Genomic DNA, 17,759 nt, shown 5'->3' with positions numbered 1-17,759 from the left:
CCGAGGAGCGAACGATGTCCCCCGCTGTGTCCCGCGTCCGTGCCGCGTACGCCCGTATCGAGGCCGTCGACCGTCCCGAGATCTGGATCGACCTGCGCCCGCGACCCGAGGTCGAGGCGGAGGCCCGTTCGGTCGACGACCGAGTCGCCGCCGGGGAGCGGCTCCCTCTGGCGGGCCGGCTGTTCGCGGCCAAGGGCAACATCGACGTGGCCGGTCTGCCGACCACCGCGGGGTGTCCGGCGTACGCGTACCGGCCCCAGGCCGACGCGCCGGTGGTGGCCCGGCTGCGGGCGGCCGGTGCGATCGTCCTCGGCTCGACGAACCTGGACCAGTTCGCGACGGGCCTGGTGGGCACCCGCTCCCCCTACGGCGCGGTACGGGGCGCGTACGACCCGGCGAGGATCAGCGGCGGCTCCAGCTCGGGCTCGGCCGTCGCGGTGGCACTGGGCCTCGTCGATTTCGCACTCGGCACGGACACCGCGGGTTCGGGCCGGGTCCCGGCCGCCTTCAACGGCATCGTCGGCCTCAAGCCCACCCGGGGCCTGGTCCCGACGGCGGGAGTCGTCCCGGCCTGCGCGTCCATCGACTGCGTGACGGTGTTCGCCCGCACCCTCCCGGAGGCCGAGCAGGCCCTCACCTTCATGGCGTCGCCGCCGGACCGCGCCCTGCCGCCTCTCCCCCAGCGCGCACCGGGCCCGTGGCGCGTCGCGGTCCCGGCGCGTGAGCAGCTGGGCGGACTGGACGAGGGCTGGGCGGAGGCGTACGAGGCCGCGGTACGGCAGCTGGTCGCGGCGGGCGCGGCGGTGCGCGAGCTCGACCTCACCCCGTTCACCGAAGCCGCCGCGATGCTCTACGAGGGGGCGTTCGTGGCCGAGCGGTACACCGCCGTGGGGAGCTTTGTCGACAAGTTGATCGCGGAGGGCGGCGAGGGACTCGACCCCACGGTCGCGGGCATCATCACCCGCGCCCGCGACATCCCGGCCCACCGGCTCTTCGCGGACCAGGACCGCCTGGCGGCCCTGCGCACCCGGGCCCTCACAGAACTCGCCGACGCGGACGCCCTGCTGCTGCCGACCGCGCCCGGCCACCCCACCCTCGCCGAGGTCGCCGCCGACCCGCTGGGCGCCAACGCCCGGCTGGGCCGCTTCACCAACTCGACGAACCTGTTCGACCTGTCCGCGATCGCCGTCCCGGCAGGCGGGGTGAACGGCCTCCCCTTCGGCGTGATGCTGATCGGCCCGGCCTTCACGGACGAACGGCTGACGAGGATCGCGGGGCTGCTGCAGCCGGAGACGCGGCTGGCGGTGGTGGGGGCACATCTGTCCGGTCAGCCACTGAACCCACAGCTCCTGACACTGGGGGCCAGGCTGGAACGTACGACCACAACGGCCGCCGCCTACCACCTGCACGCACTGCGAACCGACCCGCCCAAGCCGGGCCTGGTCCACGTCGGCGAGGGAGGCGCCGCGATCGAGGCAGAGGTGTGGCGCCTCCCGGCAGAGGGCCTGGGCCGCCTCCTGTCCACGCTCCCCCGCCCGATGACACTGGGCAGCGTGGAACTGGCGGACGGCAGCAGGGTCCCCGGCTTCCTGTGCGAGCCGAGCGCTCTGGGGGAAGCGAAGGACATCACGCCGTACGGCAGCTGGCGCAAGTACTTGAAACGCGGGGCAGGACAACATCCTTAGGGGCGCGGGGAACTGCGCGACAAGCCACACGCAACCCGCACCCGCCAGACGACATTCACCCCACCGACGAGTAGGCCACAACCCCCCGCAGCAACTCATCAACCGCCTTACGCGCAGCCTTGGCCACCGTAGAACCCTCCGCAGAAGCAGGCGCCGCCGCCGAGATCTGCCCCAGCACATCGATCACCTGCTTGCACCACCGCACAAAGTCCCCCGCCGGCATCTCCGCCTCGCGCAGCACCTCGTCGAGCCCCTTCCCGCTGGCCCACATGTACGCGGCCCAGGCGAAGCCGAGGTCGGGCTCGCGCTGCCCGACGCCCTCGGTCTGGGTGATCCGGAACTCCTCCTCCAGGGCGTCCAGGCGCCCCCAGATCCGCACCATCTCACCGAGTGCCGCCTTCGCCTTGCCCGAGGGCAGCTTGGGCGCCATCGCGTCGTCGCCGACCCGGGCCTCGTAGACCAACGCCGAGACGCACGCGGCGAGTTCCGCCGGGGCCAGGCCCTCCCAGACGCCCGCGCGCAGGCATTCGCTGGCCAGCAGGTCGAGTTCGCCGTAGAGCCGGGCGAGCCGCTTGCCGTGTTCGGTGACCTCGTTGCCGCGCAGGTAGTCAAGCTCGGTCAGCAGGGCCACGATCCGGTCGAAGGTGCGCGCGATGGTGTTGGTGCGTCCCTCGATGCGGTGTTCCAGCTGCCTGGTGTCGCGCAGCAGCCGGTGGTAGCGCTCGGCCCAACGGGCGTGGTCCTCACGGTCGTTGCACCCGTGGCACGGGTGGGCGCGGATCGCTGTGCGCAGCCGGGCGATCTCGCGGTCGTCGGCGGCCTGGGACCGCTTCTTGCGGGCCCGCTCCGGCGGGATGTGCCCGGCCTTGGAGCGCAGGGCGGAGGCGAGGTCGCGGCGGGACTGCGGGGAGCGCGGGTTGAAGGACTTGGGGATGCGCATCCGCTCCAGGGGCTCGACGGGCACCGGGAAGTCCATGGACGCCAGCCGCTTGACCTGCCGTTCGGCGGTCAGGACCAGCGGGCGCGGGCCGTCGTGGTACTCGAAACCGCGGTGGCCGTTCGACCGCCCGGCCGGCAGGCCCGGGTCCAACACCAGTGCCAGGCCCGCGTACTTGCCGGTCGGGACGTGGATGACATCGCCCGGCTTGAGCTTCTCCAGCGCCACGGCGGCCTCGGCGCGCCGCTGGGCCGCGCCCTGCCGGGCCAGGTCGGTCTCGCGGTCCTTGAGTTCGCGGCGCAGCCGCGCGTACTCCTCGAAGTCGCCGAGGTGGCAGGTCATGGACTCCTTGTAGCCCGCGAGCCCTTCTTCGTTGCGCTGCACCTGACGCGAGATCCCGACGACCGACTTGTCGGCCTGGAACTGGGCGAAGGACGTCTCGAGGAGCTCGCGCGAGCGGTGCCTGCCGAACTGCTCGACCAGGTTGACGGCCATGTTGTACGACGGCTTGAAGCTGGAGCGCAGCGGGTATGTGCGCGTGCCGGCCAGTCCCGCGAGGTGGTCGGGGTTCATGCCGCGCTGCCACAGCACGACGGCGTGGCCCTCGACGTCGATGCCGCGCCGTCCCGCACGACCGGTCAACTGGGTGTACTCGCCGGGGGTGATGTCGGCGTGCTGCTCGCCGTTCCACTTGACGAGTTTCTCCAGGACCACCGAGCGGGCGGGCATGTTGATGCCCAGCGCCAGGGTCTCGGTCGCGAAGACCGCCTTCACCAGGCCCCGCACGAACAGTTCCTCGACGACCTCCTTGAACGTCGGCAGCATGCCCGCGTGGTGGGCGGCGATGCCGCGTTCCAGGCCTTCCAGCCACTCGTAGTAGCCCAGGACGTGCAGGTCCTCGGCCGGGATGGAGGCGGTGCGTTCCTCGACGAGGGCGCGCACCTGTTCCCGCGCCTCCTCGTCGTTGAGTCTGAGGCCCGCGTACAGGCACTGTTCGACGGCCGCCTCGCAGGCGGCGCGGCTGAAGATGAACGTGATGGCGGGCAGCAGGCCCTCGGCGTCGAGCCGTTCGATGACTTCGGGGCGGCCCGGCGTCCACACGCGGGAGCGCGATCTGCGCTCGCGCTCGCGGTCGGCCTCGCGCATGGCGCGACCGCGTCTGCGGTCCTGGTAGGAGGGCCGGCTGGCCTCCATCCGCGCCAGGCGCGTCAGGTCGGGGTTGACGGCCTTCTTGTGGCCCTCGCCCTCCTCGAACAGGTCGTACATCCGCCGCCCGGCGAGGACGTGCTGGAACAGCGGCACGGGCCGGTGTTCGGAGACGATCACCTCGGTGTCGCCGCGGACGGTGTCGAGCCAGTCGCCGAACTCCTCGGCGTTCGACACGGTCGCCGACAGCGAGACGAGGGTGACCGACTCGGGGAGGTGGATGATCACTTCCTCCCAGACGGCGCCGCGGAAGCGGTCGGAGAGGTAGTGCACCTCGTCCATCACGACGTGGCCGAGACCGATGAGGGTCTGTGAACCGGCGTACAGCATGTTCCGCAGCACCTCGGTGGTCATCACGACCACCGGGGCGTCGGAGTTGACGCTGTTGTCGCCGGTGAGCAGGCCGACCTTGCCGCTGCCGTAACGGCGGCACAGGTCGGCGTACTTCTGGTTCGACAGTGCCTTGATGGGGGTCGTGTAGAAGCACTTCTTGCCCTGTTGCAGGGCGAGGTGGACGGCGAACTCGCCCACGATCGTCTTGCCGGAGCCGGTGGGCGCGGCCACCAGCACGCCCTTCCCCGCCTCGAGCGCCTGGCAGGCCTCGATCTGGAAGGGGTCGAGGCCGAAGTCGTACATCTCGCGGAAGGACGCGAGCGCGGTGGCCTGCTCGGTGGTACGCCTGCGGGCTGCCGCGTACCGCTCGGCCGGTGAGAGGTCCTCTGTCATCGTGCTTTCGAGCGTACCGGGCCGCACTGACAACAGGACGATCATTATCCGGATCCGGTCTCAAACCTGGGATACGTGCAGCTCACGGGCCCACGACGCGGACGGCTGCGGGTATGCAGCGCGCGGTCAGCGGCAGCGGCCCGAGCGGCTCCCCGTCGGCGTACCCGCGGATGCCCTCGGCGGCGATCTCCACCTTCGCGGCCCGGTGGACGGTCACCTTGGGGTGCTCGACATGCGTACCCCGGTAGACGCCCGGGAACACCCGCAACAGCGTCGTACGGCTGCAGTCCCCGACCACGGTGACGTCGAAGAGTCCGTCGGTGAGGTCGGCGCCCGGGCAGATCCGCATGCCCCCGCCGTACGACGCTCCGTTGCCGACGGCCACGAGGGTCGCCTCGATCTCCTGGGTCTCGCCGTCGTCCAGCCGGATCCGGTAGGGGAACGGTTTGAACGCGGCCAGCTCGGCGATCATCGCCAGGTCGTACTTGACGCGGCCCGTGGGCCATCGCATGCGATTGCCGCGGTCGTTGACGCGGGAGTCGAAGCCCGAGGCGAGGACCGTGCCGAACCAGCGGCCGTCCACCTGCCCGAGGTCGATGTCGCTGATCCGCGCGTCCTTGAGCGCCTCTGCGATCAGCCGCCCCGCGGCGGCCGGGTCCCGTCCGGGCAGGCCGAGGGCGCGGGCGAAGTCGTTGCCGGTGCCTGCGGCGACCAGGCCGAGCGGGGTGCGGGTGCCGGCGACGGCCTGGAGGGCGAGGTTGACCATGCCGTCGCCGCCGACGGCGATCAGCGCGCCGGTACCCGCGGCGACGGCGGCCCGCGCGCGGGCGAGCGCGTCCTCGGCGTTCTCCCCGAGGACGGTGCGTACGGCGAATCCGGCCGCCCGCAACGCGGAAGCGGCCGGCTGCGCCGCCAAGGCGCCCCGGCCGCGGCCCGCGGTGGGGTTGACGAAAAGGGTGATCTCGCCGGTCACGGAAGTGACCCTACGATCCGCTTCCCGATCTTCAGGTCACGTCGTCATAACCGTTGACCCGCTCCGTGCTCGCCTGCTCGGGCAGCGCCCGGCTTGCGGTCACGGTCTCGACCTCGCCGATGTCCTCGGGCGTGAGGTCGAGGTCGGAGGCCTCGTCGTCGCCGGGACCCTCGGCCTCGCGGCGGCGCCTGCGCTTGTCGTTGGCCAGCGAGAAGGCGACCGCACCGAAGTAGAGGATCCAGATCGGTCCGGCGAGCGCCAGCATGGTCAGCGGGTCGGTGCTGGGTGTGGCGATCGCGGCGAACACGGTGATGCCCATGATCATCGCCCGCCACCAGCCGAGCATCCGCTTGCCGCTCAGCACCCCGGTGAGGTTCAGCATGACCAGCAGCAGCGGCAGCTCGAACGAGAGGCCGAACACGACCACCATGCGCGTGACCAGGTCGAGCAGATCGTCCAGCGGCAGGAGGTTGGAGGTGCCCGACGGTGTGAATTCGAGCAGCACCTTCGCCGTGGTGGGCAGCACCTTGTAGGCGAAGAAGGCACCACCGAAGAAGAGCGGGACGCCCGTGCCGACGAACGCGTAGGCGTACTTGCGCTCGTGCCGGTGCAGACCCGGCGCGACGAACGCCCACAGCTGGTAGAGCCACACCGGCGACGCCAGCACCACACCGGCCATCAGGGAGACCTTCAGGGCCAGCGTGAAGGGCGCGAGCAGACCGTTGATCGTGATCTGCGCGCAGGGGTCGTCGGACTTCGACTTCGCCAGCTGCTCGAAGGTCTGTTCACAGCCGACCGAGTCGAGGATCGGCTTGGTGAAGAAGTTGATGATGTCGTTGTAGAAGAAGGCGGCGACGACGGTGACGGCGACGATCGCCAGCATCGCCTTCGCGAGCCGGTTGCGGAGCTCACGGAGGTGCTCCGCGAGGGGCATCCGCCCCTCGGGATCCTTCTCCTCTTTGCGGGCAGACTTCAGCAACCCACGTTCCCATCTCGTGCAGCGGGCCGGAGGTCACCGGCCCTGCGTCAGCGCTTGGTGGTGTCCGTCGGCTCGGTGACCGGGCGGGAGCTGGTCACATCGCCGGGGGCCGCCTGGATGGTGCGCTGAGCCGGGGGCTGCTCGCCGTTGTTCGGCGGGCCGGCCGGGGTGGCCGTGCTGCCGCCCTCTTCCTTCATCGCCTTGGCCTCGCTCTTCAGGATGCGCGCGGACTTGCCGAGCGAGCGGGCCATGTCCGGAAGCTTCTTCGCGCCGAACAGCAGGATGATGACGACGAGGATGAGAATGATCTCGGGAGCTCCGAGCCTTCCGAACATAAGTCTTTACCTTCTCACCGAGGCGGCTGGGTGGGGTGCTGTCCGACCGGTCGGACATATGTCCGAGCAGTCGTGTTGGCAGCGATCGTAACGCCCTGGGGTAAACGTGAGGCAATCCCCGTGCGTACTCCCGTCCGCGGCCCGGGCCTCGTTCTCCGGCCGCGCACCCGAGCGTACCCGCCCGGCAGGGTGAGGTGACAGGGCGAAGTGACCCAAAACGCCGCCGGCGCAGGACTCACACGCGTTGCACAGCGGCACTCACAGTGAGTCCACAGCGCGGGCCGTGCTCACAGCCGCCTTCTCCAGGTCCTCGGCCGCCCTGTTGATACGCCGGGCGGACTCCGTGACCTGCCGCCCGAGCCGCCGTGCCTCCACGAAGACCCGCACGGCGAGCACGCCGAGAACGGCGAGGCCCAGGGAACCCACAGCAATCGCGAACATCGGCCAGAACATGACGCCGAGCCTAGACCGTCCTACACGGTGGGGTGCAGCCGAAGGGTCCTGACCCCGCCCCCGGTGAGGAGCTCGACGATTCGCTCCCCGGCCGGTTTGCGGACCGTGACGCCGCAGTCGGGGCAGGTGAAGGAGTAGAAGGTGGTGCGGCTCGTGGCGCCGATGGCCAGGCGAAGGGCGCTCGCGCCGAGTTCGAAGCTGCCCCGGCAGTCCGGGCAGCCCGCCTTGAACACCACGGGGGACACGCTTCTCATCCCCGCGAACGCCGAGGCGACCGAGATCCCCTGCACTCCGGACGACGCCGACTCGCTCAAAGCCCCTGCTCCTGCCTGTCGAAGTGCCCGTCGTACCGCACGTCGGAACCGCCGCGCCGGGCATGCGGCTCCTGCGCCTCGATCCCGTCGTACGCCAGCAGCGCCTCACGGGCGGCCTGCCGGGCACTGTCGGCGAGGTCCTGCGGCGACACGATCCGGCCGTCTCGGCCGAGCCGCAACGCCAGCCGCCGCAGCGACGCGGGGTCTGGGGTGCGCAACGTAATACGCAGCCCGCCGTCCGTCAGCTCATCCGCACTGTCGTGCGGGTAGTACTCGGCCACCCAGCGGCCTCCCGGGCCGACCTCCACGACGACCTCCGGGTCCTCGGCGGCGGGCTGCACCAGCGCCTCGGAGAGGTCCCGCAGCTCGATCTCGGGCGGCGCGGACGGCTCGTCGAGGATCCTGATCTCGGCGACCCGGTCGAGACGGAAGGTGCGGCGCGCCTCGGAGCGGCGGCACCAGGCCTCCACATAGGTGTGGCCGACGCTGACCAGGCGGATCGGGTCGATCTCGCGCGCGGTGACCTCGTCGCGGGCGGGCGAGTAGTAGCGGATCCACAGGCGGCGCCGCTCCGAGATGGCCCGGTCGACGTCGGCGAAGACGCCGCCCTCCGACTCGAAGGTCACGGACAGCCGGGAGCTGGCCCCGGCGGCTTCGCCGGCCGCGGTCTCCACCTTGGCGGTGGCGCGCAGCAGCGCCTGCCGGTCGCTCTCGCGCAGACCCGGCAGGGTCGCCACCGCGCGGGCGGCCACCAGCAGCGCGGTCGCCTCGTCGGCGGCGAGCCGCAGCGGCTCGGCCGCCTCGGCGCCGAGGGCGGCGGGGTTGTGCCACCAGATGCGCTCGCCGTCGGTGTCGATGTCGAGCAGGTCGCCGCCGCGGAAGCTGGTGCCGCACATCGGCAGCACGTCGAGGTCCGAGACCAGCTCGTCCTCGGTGATTCCGAAGGCACGCGCGACGTCCTCGATGCGCGCCCCGGGACGCTCCCGCAGATACGTCACCAGGGACAGCATCCGCCGGGTCTGGTCGATGGCGTTGACGGGCCTGACCGGTTTGCCTGCCACTGTGTTGTCCGCTCCCCCTCAGCCCTTGGCCACGGCCCGCAGCCGGTCCACGACGTCCGCCCGCAGCTCGGCGGGTTCCAGGACCACCACGTCCGGCCCGAACTCCACCAGCCAGGCGTCCAGGCCGTGCCCGTACGGAATCTCCAACTCGTCCCAGCCGTCCCCGAGTTCCCGCACCGAGGTGGCCTTCGCCCGCAGGGGGTACCCCGCGCCCGTCCGCAGCCGGATCAGGGCGCTGCGATCGGCGGTCTCCCCCGCCCAGCTCGCGACGGTCTCACGGACGGTGACGACATCGGGAACGGGCGCGGTGAAGCGCGCACCGCGCGAGCGGACCTTGCCGGTGATCCGGGACAGCCTGAAGACCCGCTCGGCACCCCGGTCGCGGTCCCAGCCGGCGAGATACCAGTGGCCGCGCCAGCACTCCAGCGCCCACGGCTCGACATGCCGGGGCTCGGGGCGGGCGGCGGTCGCCTTGCGGTAGTCGAAGACGACGGGGCGGCGGTCGCGGCAGGCCAGCATCAGCGGCTCGAAGGCGGCCTCGTGCACGGGGATACGGGGCTCCAGGGCGCCGTGCGCCTCGTACGGGTCGACGTCCTCGGGGAGCCCGGCCGCGCGCAGCTTCTGCAGGGCGCCGCTGGCCGCGCCGGCCAGCCGGGCCTGCTGCCACACCTTGGCGGCCAGGCCGAGGGCGGCGGCCTCCTCGGCGTCGAGGGTGATCGGCGGGAGGCTGTTGCTGTCACGGCGGGCGAGATAGCCGATCTCGCCGTCGAGGTTCTCGACGGTCTCGATGACCAGGCCGAGCTCGCGCAGGTCGTCCTTGTCCCGCTCGAACATGCGGTTGAAGGAGTCGTCGGACCCGGCCTCGAGATAGGCCTCGATGGACTCACGCAGCTCACGCTTGCTCAGCGGCCGCCGCGTCCCCAGCAGACACAGCGCCAGGTTCATGAGCCGCTCAGCCTTGGCAATGGCCATCGACGCCCTTCGCCTTCCCTATGGTGCTTACGATCGACGACCGTACCGCTCCGCGGTGCCGTGACAAAAGCCGAGGGCCCATGCCCGGACAGGCATGGGCCCCGGCTCGTCAGGACCGGTCGTACGACGATCAGACCCCGAGCAGGTCCACCACGAAGATCAGGGTCTCGCCGGGCTTGATCGCCGGGGTCGGGCTCTGGTTGCCGTACGCGAGGTGCGCCGGAATGGTCAGCTGGCGGCGGCCGCCGACCTTCATGCCCTGCACACCCTGGTCCCAGCCCTTGATGACACGGCCGGCACCCAGCGGGAAGCGGAACGGAGTCCCCCGGTTCCAGCTGGCGTCGAACTCCTCGCCCGTGCTGAAGGCGACACCCACGTAGTGGACGGTGACGGTCTGGCCCGCCTGCGCCACCGCGCCGTCGCCCTCCCAGATGTCCTTGATCTCGAGGTCCGCCGGGGGCTCGCCACCGGGGAAGTCGATCTCGGGCTTCTCGATGCTCACGTCACTAGCTCCTGCTTGTCTGCGAAAAGGCAACACGGACAGTCTTGCATCTCCGGGCGATCACGGCCTCGCGAGGACGCCGCGTCACATCTTCGCGAGGATGTCGACGGAGAACACCAGCACGGAGTCCTTCTCGATACCGCTGCCGGCCGGCGGGTTGTCGCCGTACCCCAGATCCGGCGGGATGACGATCAGGACCCGGCTGCCGACCTTCTTGCCCGTCAGGCCCTGCGACCAGCCCTTGACCACCTGCTGCAACGAGAACGACGTGAGCGCCTTGCGCGAGTACGTCGAGTCGAACTCCTTGCCGCCGTCCCACAGCACACCCTTGTACTGCACGAGGACCGCGTCCTGGGCCCCCACCTCGGCGCCGTCGCCCTCGATGACGTAGTTCGCCACCAGCTTCTTCGGCGCGTCGGCCTTGGGCACGTCGATCGAGGGCGCCTTGCCGTCGGTGTTCGTCCCCACCTTGGGCAGGCCGCCGTCGTCCTGGGCCACGTCCTTGCCCTTGGCGGAGCTCTTGGCGTTGAACGTGTCCTGCACGTCCACGACGAACACCAGCGTGTCGGTGCCCTTGATGCCCGCCTGCGAGTTGCCCCCCTTGCCGTACCCCCAGGTCGGCGGCACCGAGAACTCCACACGGCTGCCGGCCTTCTTGCCCACCAGGGCATACCGCCAGCCGTCGATGATGCTGGTCTCGGCCAGCTGGATGACCAGCGACGTCTTGCGGTCGTAGGAGTTGTCGAAGACCTTCGCGGTGTCCCAGATCTGACCCAGGTAGTTCGCCTGGATGTAGTCGCCCTCCGCGACGACCCGACCGCCGCCCGCGATCACCGTCTTCACCGCGAGCTGGTCCGACGGCTCGCCTCCGCCCTTGGCGACCGTGGGCTTCTCGTCGAACTTCGTGCCCGCCGTGATGGCCGGCAGCGGACCGTCGACGATCTTCGGCGGCGGTGCGGCCGACGTGGCCGGAGCGGAGGGCGACGCGCTGTCGCTTGCCTTGCTCTTGCTCGAATCGGACTCGTCGTCACCGCAACCGGCGAGCGTGACCAGTCCTGCGGGTACGGCGGCAAGGATGAGTGAGCGTCGGCGCACGGTGGAGGCCTCGTAATCGGTCGATCTTGCTGATTGGCGTGCGCGCAACTCTACGACGTGACACGGGCGCCGTACGGGAAACGTACGGCGCCCGTGTTGCGTTCCGGATTGCCCTTCCGGACGCATTTGCTCACATTCCGGCGATCAGTTTCTCCACCCGGTCGTCCACCGAACGGAACGGGTCCTTGCACAACACCGTCCGCTGAGCCTGGTCGTTCAGCTTGAGATGAACCCAGTCGACCGTGAAGTCCCGGCGCTGCTCCTGGGCTCTGCGGATGAAATCACCACGCAGCCTCGCCCGAGTCGTCTGCGGCGGAACGGACTTGCCCTCGAAGATCTTCAAGTCATTGCAGATCCTGGCGGCTTGACCCTTCTTCTCCAGCAGGTAGTACAGGCCCCTGCGACGGTGGATGTCGTGGTAGGCGAGGTCTATCTGCGCCACCCGCGGATGCGACATGGTCATGTTGTGCTTGGCCCGGTACCGCTCGATGAGCTTGTACTTCATCACCCAGTCGATCTCGGTGCCGATCCGGTCGAGATCCTCCGACTCGATCGCGTCCAGCGTGCGGCCCCACAGCTCCAGGACCTGCTCCACGGTGCCCGTACGGATCCCGCGGCGCTCGCAGAAGTCCACGGCCTTCTCGTAGTACTCGCGCTGCACCTCCAGCGCCGACGCCTCCCGGCCACTGGCCAGACGCACCTTGCGCCGGCCCGTGATGTCATGGCTGACCTCGCGGATCGCCCGGATCGGGTTCTCCAGGGTCAGGTCCCGCATCACCGTGCCCGCCTCGATCATGCGCAGCACCAGATCGGTCGCACCGACCTTCAGCAGCATCGTCGTCTCGGACATGTTCGAGTCGCCCACGATGACGTGGAGGCGGCGGTAGCGCTCCGCGTCAGCGTGCGGCTCGTCGCGCGTGTTGATGATCGGCCGCGAGCGGGTCGTCGCCGAGGAGACGCCCTCCCAGATGTGCTCGGCCCGCTGACTCACGCAGTACACCGCGCCACGCGGAGTCTGCAGCACCTTGCCCGCGCCGCACAGGAGCTGCCTCGTGACGAGGAACGGAATGAGAATGTCCGCGAGCCGGGAGAACTCGCCGTGCCGCGCCACCAGATAGTTCTCGTGACATCCGTACGAGTTGCCCGCCGAGTCCGTGTTGTTCTTGAAGAGGTAGACGTCGCCCGCGATTCCCTCCTCGTGCAGGCGTCGTTCCGCGTCTACCAGGAGTCCTTCCAGAATGCGTTCGCCGGCCTTGTCGTGGGTGACCAGTTCGGTCACGTTGTCACATTCGGGTGTCGCGTATTCCGGATGTGACCCGACGTCGAGATAGAGCCGGGCGCCGTTTCGCAGAAAGACATTGCTGCTGCGGCCCCATGACACGACACGGCGGAAGAGGTACCGCGCCACCTCGTCAGGCGACAGGCGGCGCTGTCCCCTGAACGTGCACGTGACGCCGTACTCGTTCTCCAGCCCGAAAATGCGGCGGTCCATGACTGAACATTACGCCCGATCCCCTGAACTGAAACGGGGTTCGGGGGCACGGTTTGGATCATTTTCCGGTGAAGCCGCAACCACCGCACCCCCCACGGGAGCTGCGAGGACCCGCCCCGCGGCCAGCAGAACCAGCAACGACACGGCCCCCGCCGCACCCGGCACCGCGAACCCCCACAGCGCGCCACCCGCCTGGACGACCGGTCCCGCCAGGCCCGTTCCGACCGACGCACCCACCGTGAACGTCGTCACAAGCCACGAGAACGCCTCGGTGACCGTCCCGCTCGGCGCATGCCGGTCCACGATCACGAACGCACAGGCGATGGCAGGCGCCAGGAACACCCCCGAGAGCGCCGTCAGCGCCACCATCGCGACCGCACCCGGCATCAGCATCAGCGGCAGATAACACACCGCCAGAAAGCCCACCAGGACCCGCAGTCGCCGCTCCGGCGCGCCCTTCCACCGCCGCGCCCCGTACAACGCCCCACCGACCAGCGCACCCAGCCCCAGGGCCGCCATCAGCCAGCCGTACACCGCGTCACCGCCGTGCCCGTCGGCATACGGCACCGACGCCACCGTGATGGACCCGAGCGCGATCCCGACGAACAGGAACGCCCCCAGCAGCACCAGCAGACCCGGCGACCGCAACGCGCCGAGCCAGTGCGCCTCACGCGGCGCCGACCGCCACGCCCGCGACGGCGGCGAGACCACCACGGACAGGGCCCCCACCACACCCACGACGTTCAGTGCGAGCAGCGCCACCTGCGCCGACCACAGCGACACGCACAGCGTCACGAGCAACGGCCCGACGGTGAACATCACCTCCTGCGCCACCGCGTCCACGGCATACGCCGTGTGCACCTGGTCCTCCCTGCGCAGCACAGACGGCCACAGCGCCCGCAGACCACCCTCCAGAGGCGGCGTGAACAGACCCGCCGTCCCCACGGCGGCACAGGCGAGCGGGAGCGGCTCCAGCCCGCCGAAGGCGAAGACGGCCATGGCGAGGGCGGACGCGACCGCGGCCGGCAACTGGACACGCGGCTGCCCGTACAGGTCCACCAGCCGCCCCAGCACGGGCTGCCCCACGGCGTTGGCGACGCCGTACACCGCCGCCAGCGCCCCCGCCAGGCTGTACGTGCCGCCCTGCGCGCGCACGAACAGCACGATCGCGATCGCCGACGTGGCGTTCGGCAGCCGGCCCACGAGCGTGCCCACCAGCAACCGGGCGACGTGCTTCGCCCTGAGGACCTCCAGGTATCCGCCGGCCATTGGCCCGCCCTCTCCGTCGGCTCGCCCGAGGTTCTTCCCTCACCTCGAGGTTTTACGTATAACGTCCCTCGTCATACGTACCATGTGCGCTGTTCAGGAGTCCAGACGAAAGAGCAGGCCCACGGTGGCACGAGGAAGCACGCGCCCCACCAGCCGTGACGTCGCCCAGGCCGCGGGAGTCTCACAGGCCGCCGTCTCCCTCGTCCTCGGCGAGAAATGGCGCGGACGGGTGTCGGAGGCGACGGCGGCACGCGTCCGCGAGGCCGCACGGGAGCTCGGCTACCGCCCCAACCTCGCCGCCCGCAACCTCCGCCTCGGCCGCACCCGGACCGTACTGCTCGTCGTCCCCGTCCTCACGACGGAGTTCTTCGCAGGCGTCTACACCGGCGCCGCGCGGGTCGCCGCCGACCACGGCTTCGGCGTCGTCCTCTACCCCTCCCCCGAAGGCATCGGCCCCGCCCCCGACCCCTTCGCCTCCGCCCAGGCAGCCCTCGACGGCATCATCGCCTCCTCCATGGCCGCCGACGCCCTCACCGCCATCCGCGGCGACCAACTGCCCCTCGTGATGCTCGACAGCGACCCCACCGGCAGCCTCGGCGCGGCGACCGTCAACCTCGACATCGCCGACGGCACACGCCAGACCGCCGAACACCTCCTGGACCTCGGCCACCGCCGCTTCCTCCACCTCGCGGCGGACGTACCCTCGTGGACCTTCGAAGTACGCGCGCGCGAACTGGCCGAACGGGTCGGCACCGTGCCGGGAACATCGGTACGGACGGCTCGGGCACCCATCACCATCGAGGGCGCCCTGACCGCCACCGAGGCCGCACTGAGCGCCCCCGCACCCCGCCCGACCGCCCTGGTCTGCGACGACGACAAACTCGCCGCAGGCGCCTACAAGGCCATTCGCCGCCTCGGCCTGCGCATCCCCGACGACATCTCCGTCACCGGCGTCGACGACCTCGCCCTCGCCACCGCCATCGACCCCGAACTCACCACCGTCCGCCTCGACGCCGAACTCTTCGGAGAACGCGGCATGGAAGCCCTCCTGGCCGTCCTGGAGGGCCGCACACCCGACGGCGGGGACATCCCCGTGGAACTCGTCGTACGGGGCTCCACAGCCCCGCCTGCCACCCTCTGACCCCCCGGCACGCGACACGCCCCGGCCGAGGCGGGCCGGGGCGTGTGATGAGCGGGTGCGGCGAGGCCGTGCTCCGCGCGGGTGGGTCAGCCGGGGACTACTCGCCGTCCTCCTCGGAGGACTCCGCCTCCGAAGCCGTCGCCGCGCCGCCCGCCTCCAGCAGACGCGACAACTGACGGCCGACGATGCGCTTGAACTTACGGGACTGCGGACGCGTACGGTCCAGCACCGCGACCTCCAGGCGCTCCGCGGGGATCTCCCGCTGCGTGCCGTTGGTGTCCCGGGACAGGGCCTGCACCGCCAGCTTCAGCGCCTCGGCCAAGGTCATGCCGTCCTGGTGACGCTGATCGAGGTAGCTGCTGATCTGCTCGGCATTGCCACCGACCGCGACCGAACCGTGCTCGTCCACGATCGACCCGTCATGCGGCAGCCGGTAGATCTGGTCACCCTCCGGCGTCTCACCGACCTCGGCCACGACCAACTCCACCTCGTACGGCTTCTCGGCCGCACTGGAGAAGATCGTGCCCAGCGTCTGCGCGTACACGTTGGCGAGACCACGGGCGGTCACGTCGTCACGGTCGTAGGTGTAACCACGCAGATCGGCATACCGGACACCGCCGATCCGCAGGTTCTCGTACTCGTTGTACTTGCCGGCGGCGGCGAAGCCGATCCGGTCGTAGATCTCGCTGAACTTGTGCAGCGCACGGGACGGGTTCTCACCGACGAACACGATGCCGTCGGCGTACTGCAGCACGACCAGGCTGCGACCACGCGCGATGCCCTTGCGGGCGTACTCCGCACGGTCGGCCATCGCCTGCTGGGGTGAGACATAGAACGGCGTCGACACCGGTTATCCGTCCCTTTCTGTCGAAGTCACAGGATCACCTTGAGTAAGAACGGCCGCCGACTACAGCAGCGCGGCCCGCGGACCGTCGGGCTGCTCCAGGCGCCGCTCCAGGATCGAGCGGGCGATCTCGGAGGACTCCGCGTCCGTCAGCCTGCGGAAGCCGTCCTCGGTGATCACGGTGACGATCGGGTAGATCCGGCGGGCGACATCGGGACCACCGGTCGCCGAGTCGTCGTCAGCCGCGTCGTACAGGGCCTGCACCACGAGCGTCGTGGCATCGGCCTCGCTCAGGTCGTCACGGAAAAGCTTCTTCATGGCACCACGCGCGAAGATCGAGCCGGAGCCCGTGGCCGCGAAGCCGGTCTCTTCGGAACGGCCGCCCGTCACGTCGTAGGAGAAGATGCGGCCCTTGCCCCGGTCCACATCGAAGCCGGCGAAGAGCGGAACCACGGCAAGGCCCTGCATGGCCATGCCGAGGTTGGAACGGATCATGGTCGACAGCCGGTTCGCCTTGCCCTCCAGCGAGAGCTGCGCCCCCTCGACCTTCTCGAAGTGCTCCAGCTCCAGCTGGAACAGCTTGACCATCTCGACGGCCAGACCGGCGGTACCGGCGATACCGACGGCCGAGTACTCGTCGGCCGGGAAGACCTTCTCGATGTCACGCTGAGCGATGACGTTACCCATCGTGGCCCGACGGTCACCGGCAAGCACGACGCCCCCCGGGAAGGTCACGGCCACGATCGTGGTCCCGTGCGGCGCCTCGATCACACCCTGCGTCGGAGGCAGTTGCCGCTTGCCGGGGAGCAGCTCCGGCTGGTGCTCGGCGAGAAAGTCCATGAACGAAGAGGACCCAGGCGTCAGGAAGGCAGCTGGTAGACGCCCGGTGCTACGAGTGTTGGCTTCCACGGAGTTCCTTCCAGGTAGGCGGCTGCCCGACGAACAGCGTCGGGATCGTCTCCCAACTTGCCGATGGCCGAATTGCAGTTGAAGCACAGTACGCCACGGACCCTACCCGTCTGGTGGCAGTGATCCACATGCACGGCCGGAGCCTTCAGACAGATCACGCAGAGCCCCATCTGAGAGGCAACCAACTCGTCCCGTTCGACTTCCGTCATGCCGTACTGCCGCTTCAGATGCCCTGCCCGTCCTTCAGCGGCTCGGCATGCCTTGCAGCGCGTTGATAACCCGTCCGAGGCGGTGGCATTTCGGTGCCACTCACTCCAAGGCTTGACCTCGCCGCACTTCAGGCAGAGCTTATGCCCCTCAGGCACCTCCACCTTGGGCCGGACCTTCCTGCCCAGACTCTCCTGGCGTGCCCGGTGATAGTCCGATGCACAGTCCCGGCAGTGTCGCTGCAGACCGTCAAGGTTTGATCGTCTACGCGCGAAGGCTGCGTGCAGCTTGACCTCGCCGCACCGCACGCAACGCTTCACACCTTCTCCGCTTGCCAACTCTCGAGCCCCCGACACCTTCGATTCGAAGGCTACTCGCCGCCTTTCTGAACGAATGACCGAACGAAGTCCTCAGCGTTCTCCTCCAAGACATCGTCGATCTCGTCCAGGACGGAGTCCACGTCATCGCTCAGCTTCTCGTGCCGCTCCTTGAGATCGTCCGAAGCCTGCGCCTCCGTCGCCTGCTCCTCGACCTCCTCCGTGGAGCGCGTGGCCTTCTGCTGCCCGCCGCCGGTGTCCTTGGTCGCCATAACCTCACCCCGCTCAGTTCGCCCGACATGGTCGCCTGGTCGGCATTCCTGCCGATCGGTGATGATCAGA

General features: G+C 69.8%; 18 protein-coding genes. 2 read left to right on the top strand and 16 right to left on the bottom strand.

Annotation, left to right across the window (positions count from 1 at the left end; all coding sequences use genetic code 11):
• Nucleotides 1-14: 14 nt before the first annotated feature.
• Nucleotides 15-1,685: an allophanate hydrolase gene (gene atzF, locus ABZO29_RS35950; RefSeq protein WP_367324374.1), complete on the top strand. Its 1,671-nt coding sequence runs from the start codon at nt 15-17 to the stop codon at nt 1,683-1,685.
• A gap of 55 nt (nt 1,686-1,740) precedes the next feature.
• On the opposite strand, the gene ABZO29_RS35945 is transcribed toward atzF, so the two are convergent.
• From ABZO29_RS35945 to ABZO29_RS35890, 12 genes are all read right to left on the bottom strand, one after another.
• Complete coding sequence (locus ABZO29_RS35945) at nt 1,741-4,599, bottom strand: DEAD/DEAH box helicase (protein ID WP_367324373.1); 2,859 nt, start codon at nt 4,597-4,599, stop codon at nt 1,741-1,743.
• Nucleotides 4,600-4,636: 37 nt separating this feature from the next.
• Nucleotides 4,637-5,527: a diacylglycerol kinase gene (locus ABZO29_RS35940; protein ID WP_367324372.1), complete on the bottom strand. Its 891-nt coding sequence runs from the start codon at nt 5,525-5,527 to the stop codon at nt 4,637-4,639.
• Between the two features lie 31 nt (nt 5,528-5,558).
• A complete protein-coding gene (gene tatC, locus ABZO29_RS35935) occupies nt 5,559-6,506 on the bottom strand; it encodes a twin-arginine translocase subunit TatC (protein ID WP_367324371.1) in 948 nt (315 codons plus the stop codon).
• A 47-nt stretch (nt 6,507-6,553) separates the two neighbouring features.
• Entirely contained in the window at nt 6,554-6,841 is a 288-nt protein-coding gene (tatA, locus tag ABZO29_RS35930) for a Sec-independent protein translocase subunit TatA (RefSeq protein ID WP_367324370.1), read from the bottom strand.
• A 258-nt stretch (nt 6,842-7,099) separates the two neighbouring features.
• Nucleotides 7,100-7,294 (bottom strand): hypothetical protein, encoded by a 195-nt coding sequence (locus tag ABZO29_RS35925; protein ID WP_367324369.1) that lies wholly within the window; start codon nt 7,292-7,294, stop codon nt 7,100-7,102.
• A 20-nt stretch (nt 7,295-7,314) separates the two neighbouring features.
• Complete coding sequence (locus ABZO29_RS35920; protein ID WP_367324368.1) at nt 7,315-7,608, bottom strand: hypothetical protein; 294 nt, start codon at nt 7,606-7,608, stop codon at nt 7,315-7,317.
• Nucleotides 7,605-8,669, bottom strand: a complete 1,065-nt coding sequence (locus tag ABZO29_RS35915) for a helix-turn-helix transcriptional regulator (protein WP_367324367.1) — start codon at nt 8,667-8,669, stop codon at nt 7,605-7,607. The genes ABZO29_RS35920 and ABZO29_RS35915 overlap by 4 nt, the downstream gene beginning before the upstream one ends.
• An 18-nt stretch (nt 8,670-8,687) precedes the next feature.
• Nucleotides 8,688-9,641 (bottom strand): helix-turn-helix transcriptional regulator, encoded by a 954-nt coding sequence (locus ABZO29_RS35910; RefSeq protein WP_367324366.1) that lies wholly within the window; start codon nt 9,639-9,641, stop codon nt 8,688-8,690.
• 130 nt (nt 9,642-9,771) lie between these two features.
• Nucleotides 9,772-10,143 (bottom strand): FKBP-type peptidyl-prolyl cis-trans isomerase, encoded by a 372-nt coding sequence (locus ABZO29_RS35905; RefSeq protein ID WP_367324365.1) that lies wholly within the window; start codon nt 10,141-10,143, stop codon nt 9,772-9,774.
• Nucleotides 10,144-10,227: 84 nt separating this feature from the next.
• Complete coding sequence (locus ABZO29_RS35900) at nt 10,228-11,238, bottom strand: FKBP-type peptidyl-prolyl cis-trans isomerase (RefSeq protein WP_367324364.1); 1,011 nt, start codon at nt 11,236-11,238, stop codon at nt 10,228-10,230.
• 130 nt (nt 11,239-11,368) lie between these two features.
• Nucleotides 11,369-12,730, bottom strand: a complete 1,362-nt coding sequence (pafA, locus tag ABZO29_RS35895; RefSeq protein WP_093722625.1) for a Pup--protein ligase — start codon at nt 12,728-12,730, stop codon at nt 11,369-11,371.
• 9 nt (nt 12,731-12,739) lie between these two features.
• A complete protein-coding gene (locus ABZO29_RS35890) occupies nt 12,740-13,999 on the bottom strand; it encodes an MFS transporter (protein WP_367324363.1) in 1,260 nt (419 codons plus the stop codon).
• A gap of 124 nt (nt 14,000-14,123) precedes the next feature.
• Between ABZO29_RS35890 and ABZO29_RS35885 the strand changes: the two genes are divergently transcribed.
• Entirely contained in the window at nt 14,124-15,140 is a 1,017-nt protein-coding gene (locus tag ABZO29_RS35885) for a LacI family DNA-binding transcriptional regulator (protein ID WP_367324362.1), read from the top strand.
• Nucleotides 15,141-15,237: 97 nt separating this feature from the next.
• Here the strand turns inward: ABZO29_RS35885 and prcA are convergent, their stop codons facing one another.
• The 4 genes from prcA to ABZO29_RS35865 are packed head-to-tail and all read right to left on the bottom strand — an operon-like array spanning nt 15,238 to nt 17,689.
• The gene (gene prcA / locus ABZO29_RS35880) at nt 15,238-15,987 is read right to left on the bottom strand and encodes a proteasome subunit alpha (protein ID WP_367324361.1); all 750 of its coding nucleotides are present in this window, start codon (nt 15,985-15,987) and stop codon (nt 15,238-15,240) included.
• 60 nt (nt 15,988-16,047) lie between these two features.
• Nucleotides 16,048-16,893, bottom strand: a complete 846-nt coding sequence (gene prcB, locus ABZO29_RS35875; RefSeq protein WP_367324360.1) for a proteasome subunit beta — start codon at nt 16,891-16,893, stop codon at nt 16,048-16,050.
• A complete protein-coding gene (locus tag ABZO29_RS35870) occupies nt 16,845-17,438 on the bottom strand; it encodes an endonuclease VII domain-containing protein (protein WP_367324359.1) in 594 nt (197 codons plus the stop codon). Before ABZO29_RS35870 ends, prcB begins: the two co-directional genes overlap by 49 nt.
• A 32-nt stretch (nt 17,439-17,470) precedes the next feature.
• Nucleotides 17,471-17,689 carry a ubiquitin-like protein Pup gene (locus tag ABZO29_RS35865; protein WP_367324358.1) on the bottom strand — a complete coding sequence of 73 codons (219 nt, stop codon included), beginning with the start codon at nt 17,687-17,689 and terminating at the stop codon, nt 17,471-17,473.
• Between the last annotated feature and the right edge of the window lie 70 nt (nt 17,690-17,759).

It is taken from the genome of Streptomyces sp. HUAS ZL42 (assembly GCF_040782645.1).
Classification (GTDB): domain Bacteria; phylum Actinomycetota; class Actinomycetes; order Streptomycetales; family Streptomycetaceae; genus Streptomyces.
Note: the sequence above shows the minus strand (reverse complement) of the source record. Positions and strands in the feature narration are given on the sequence as shown.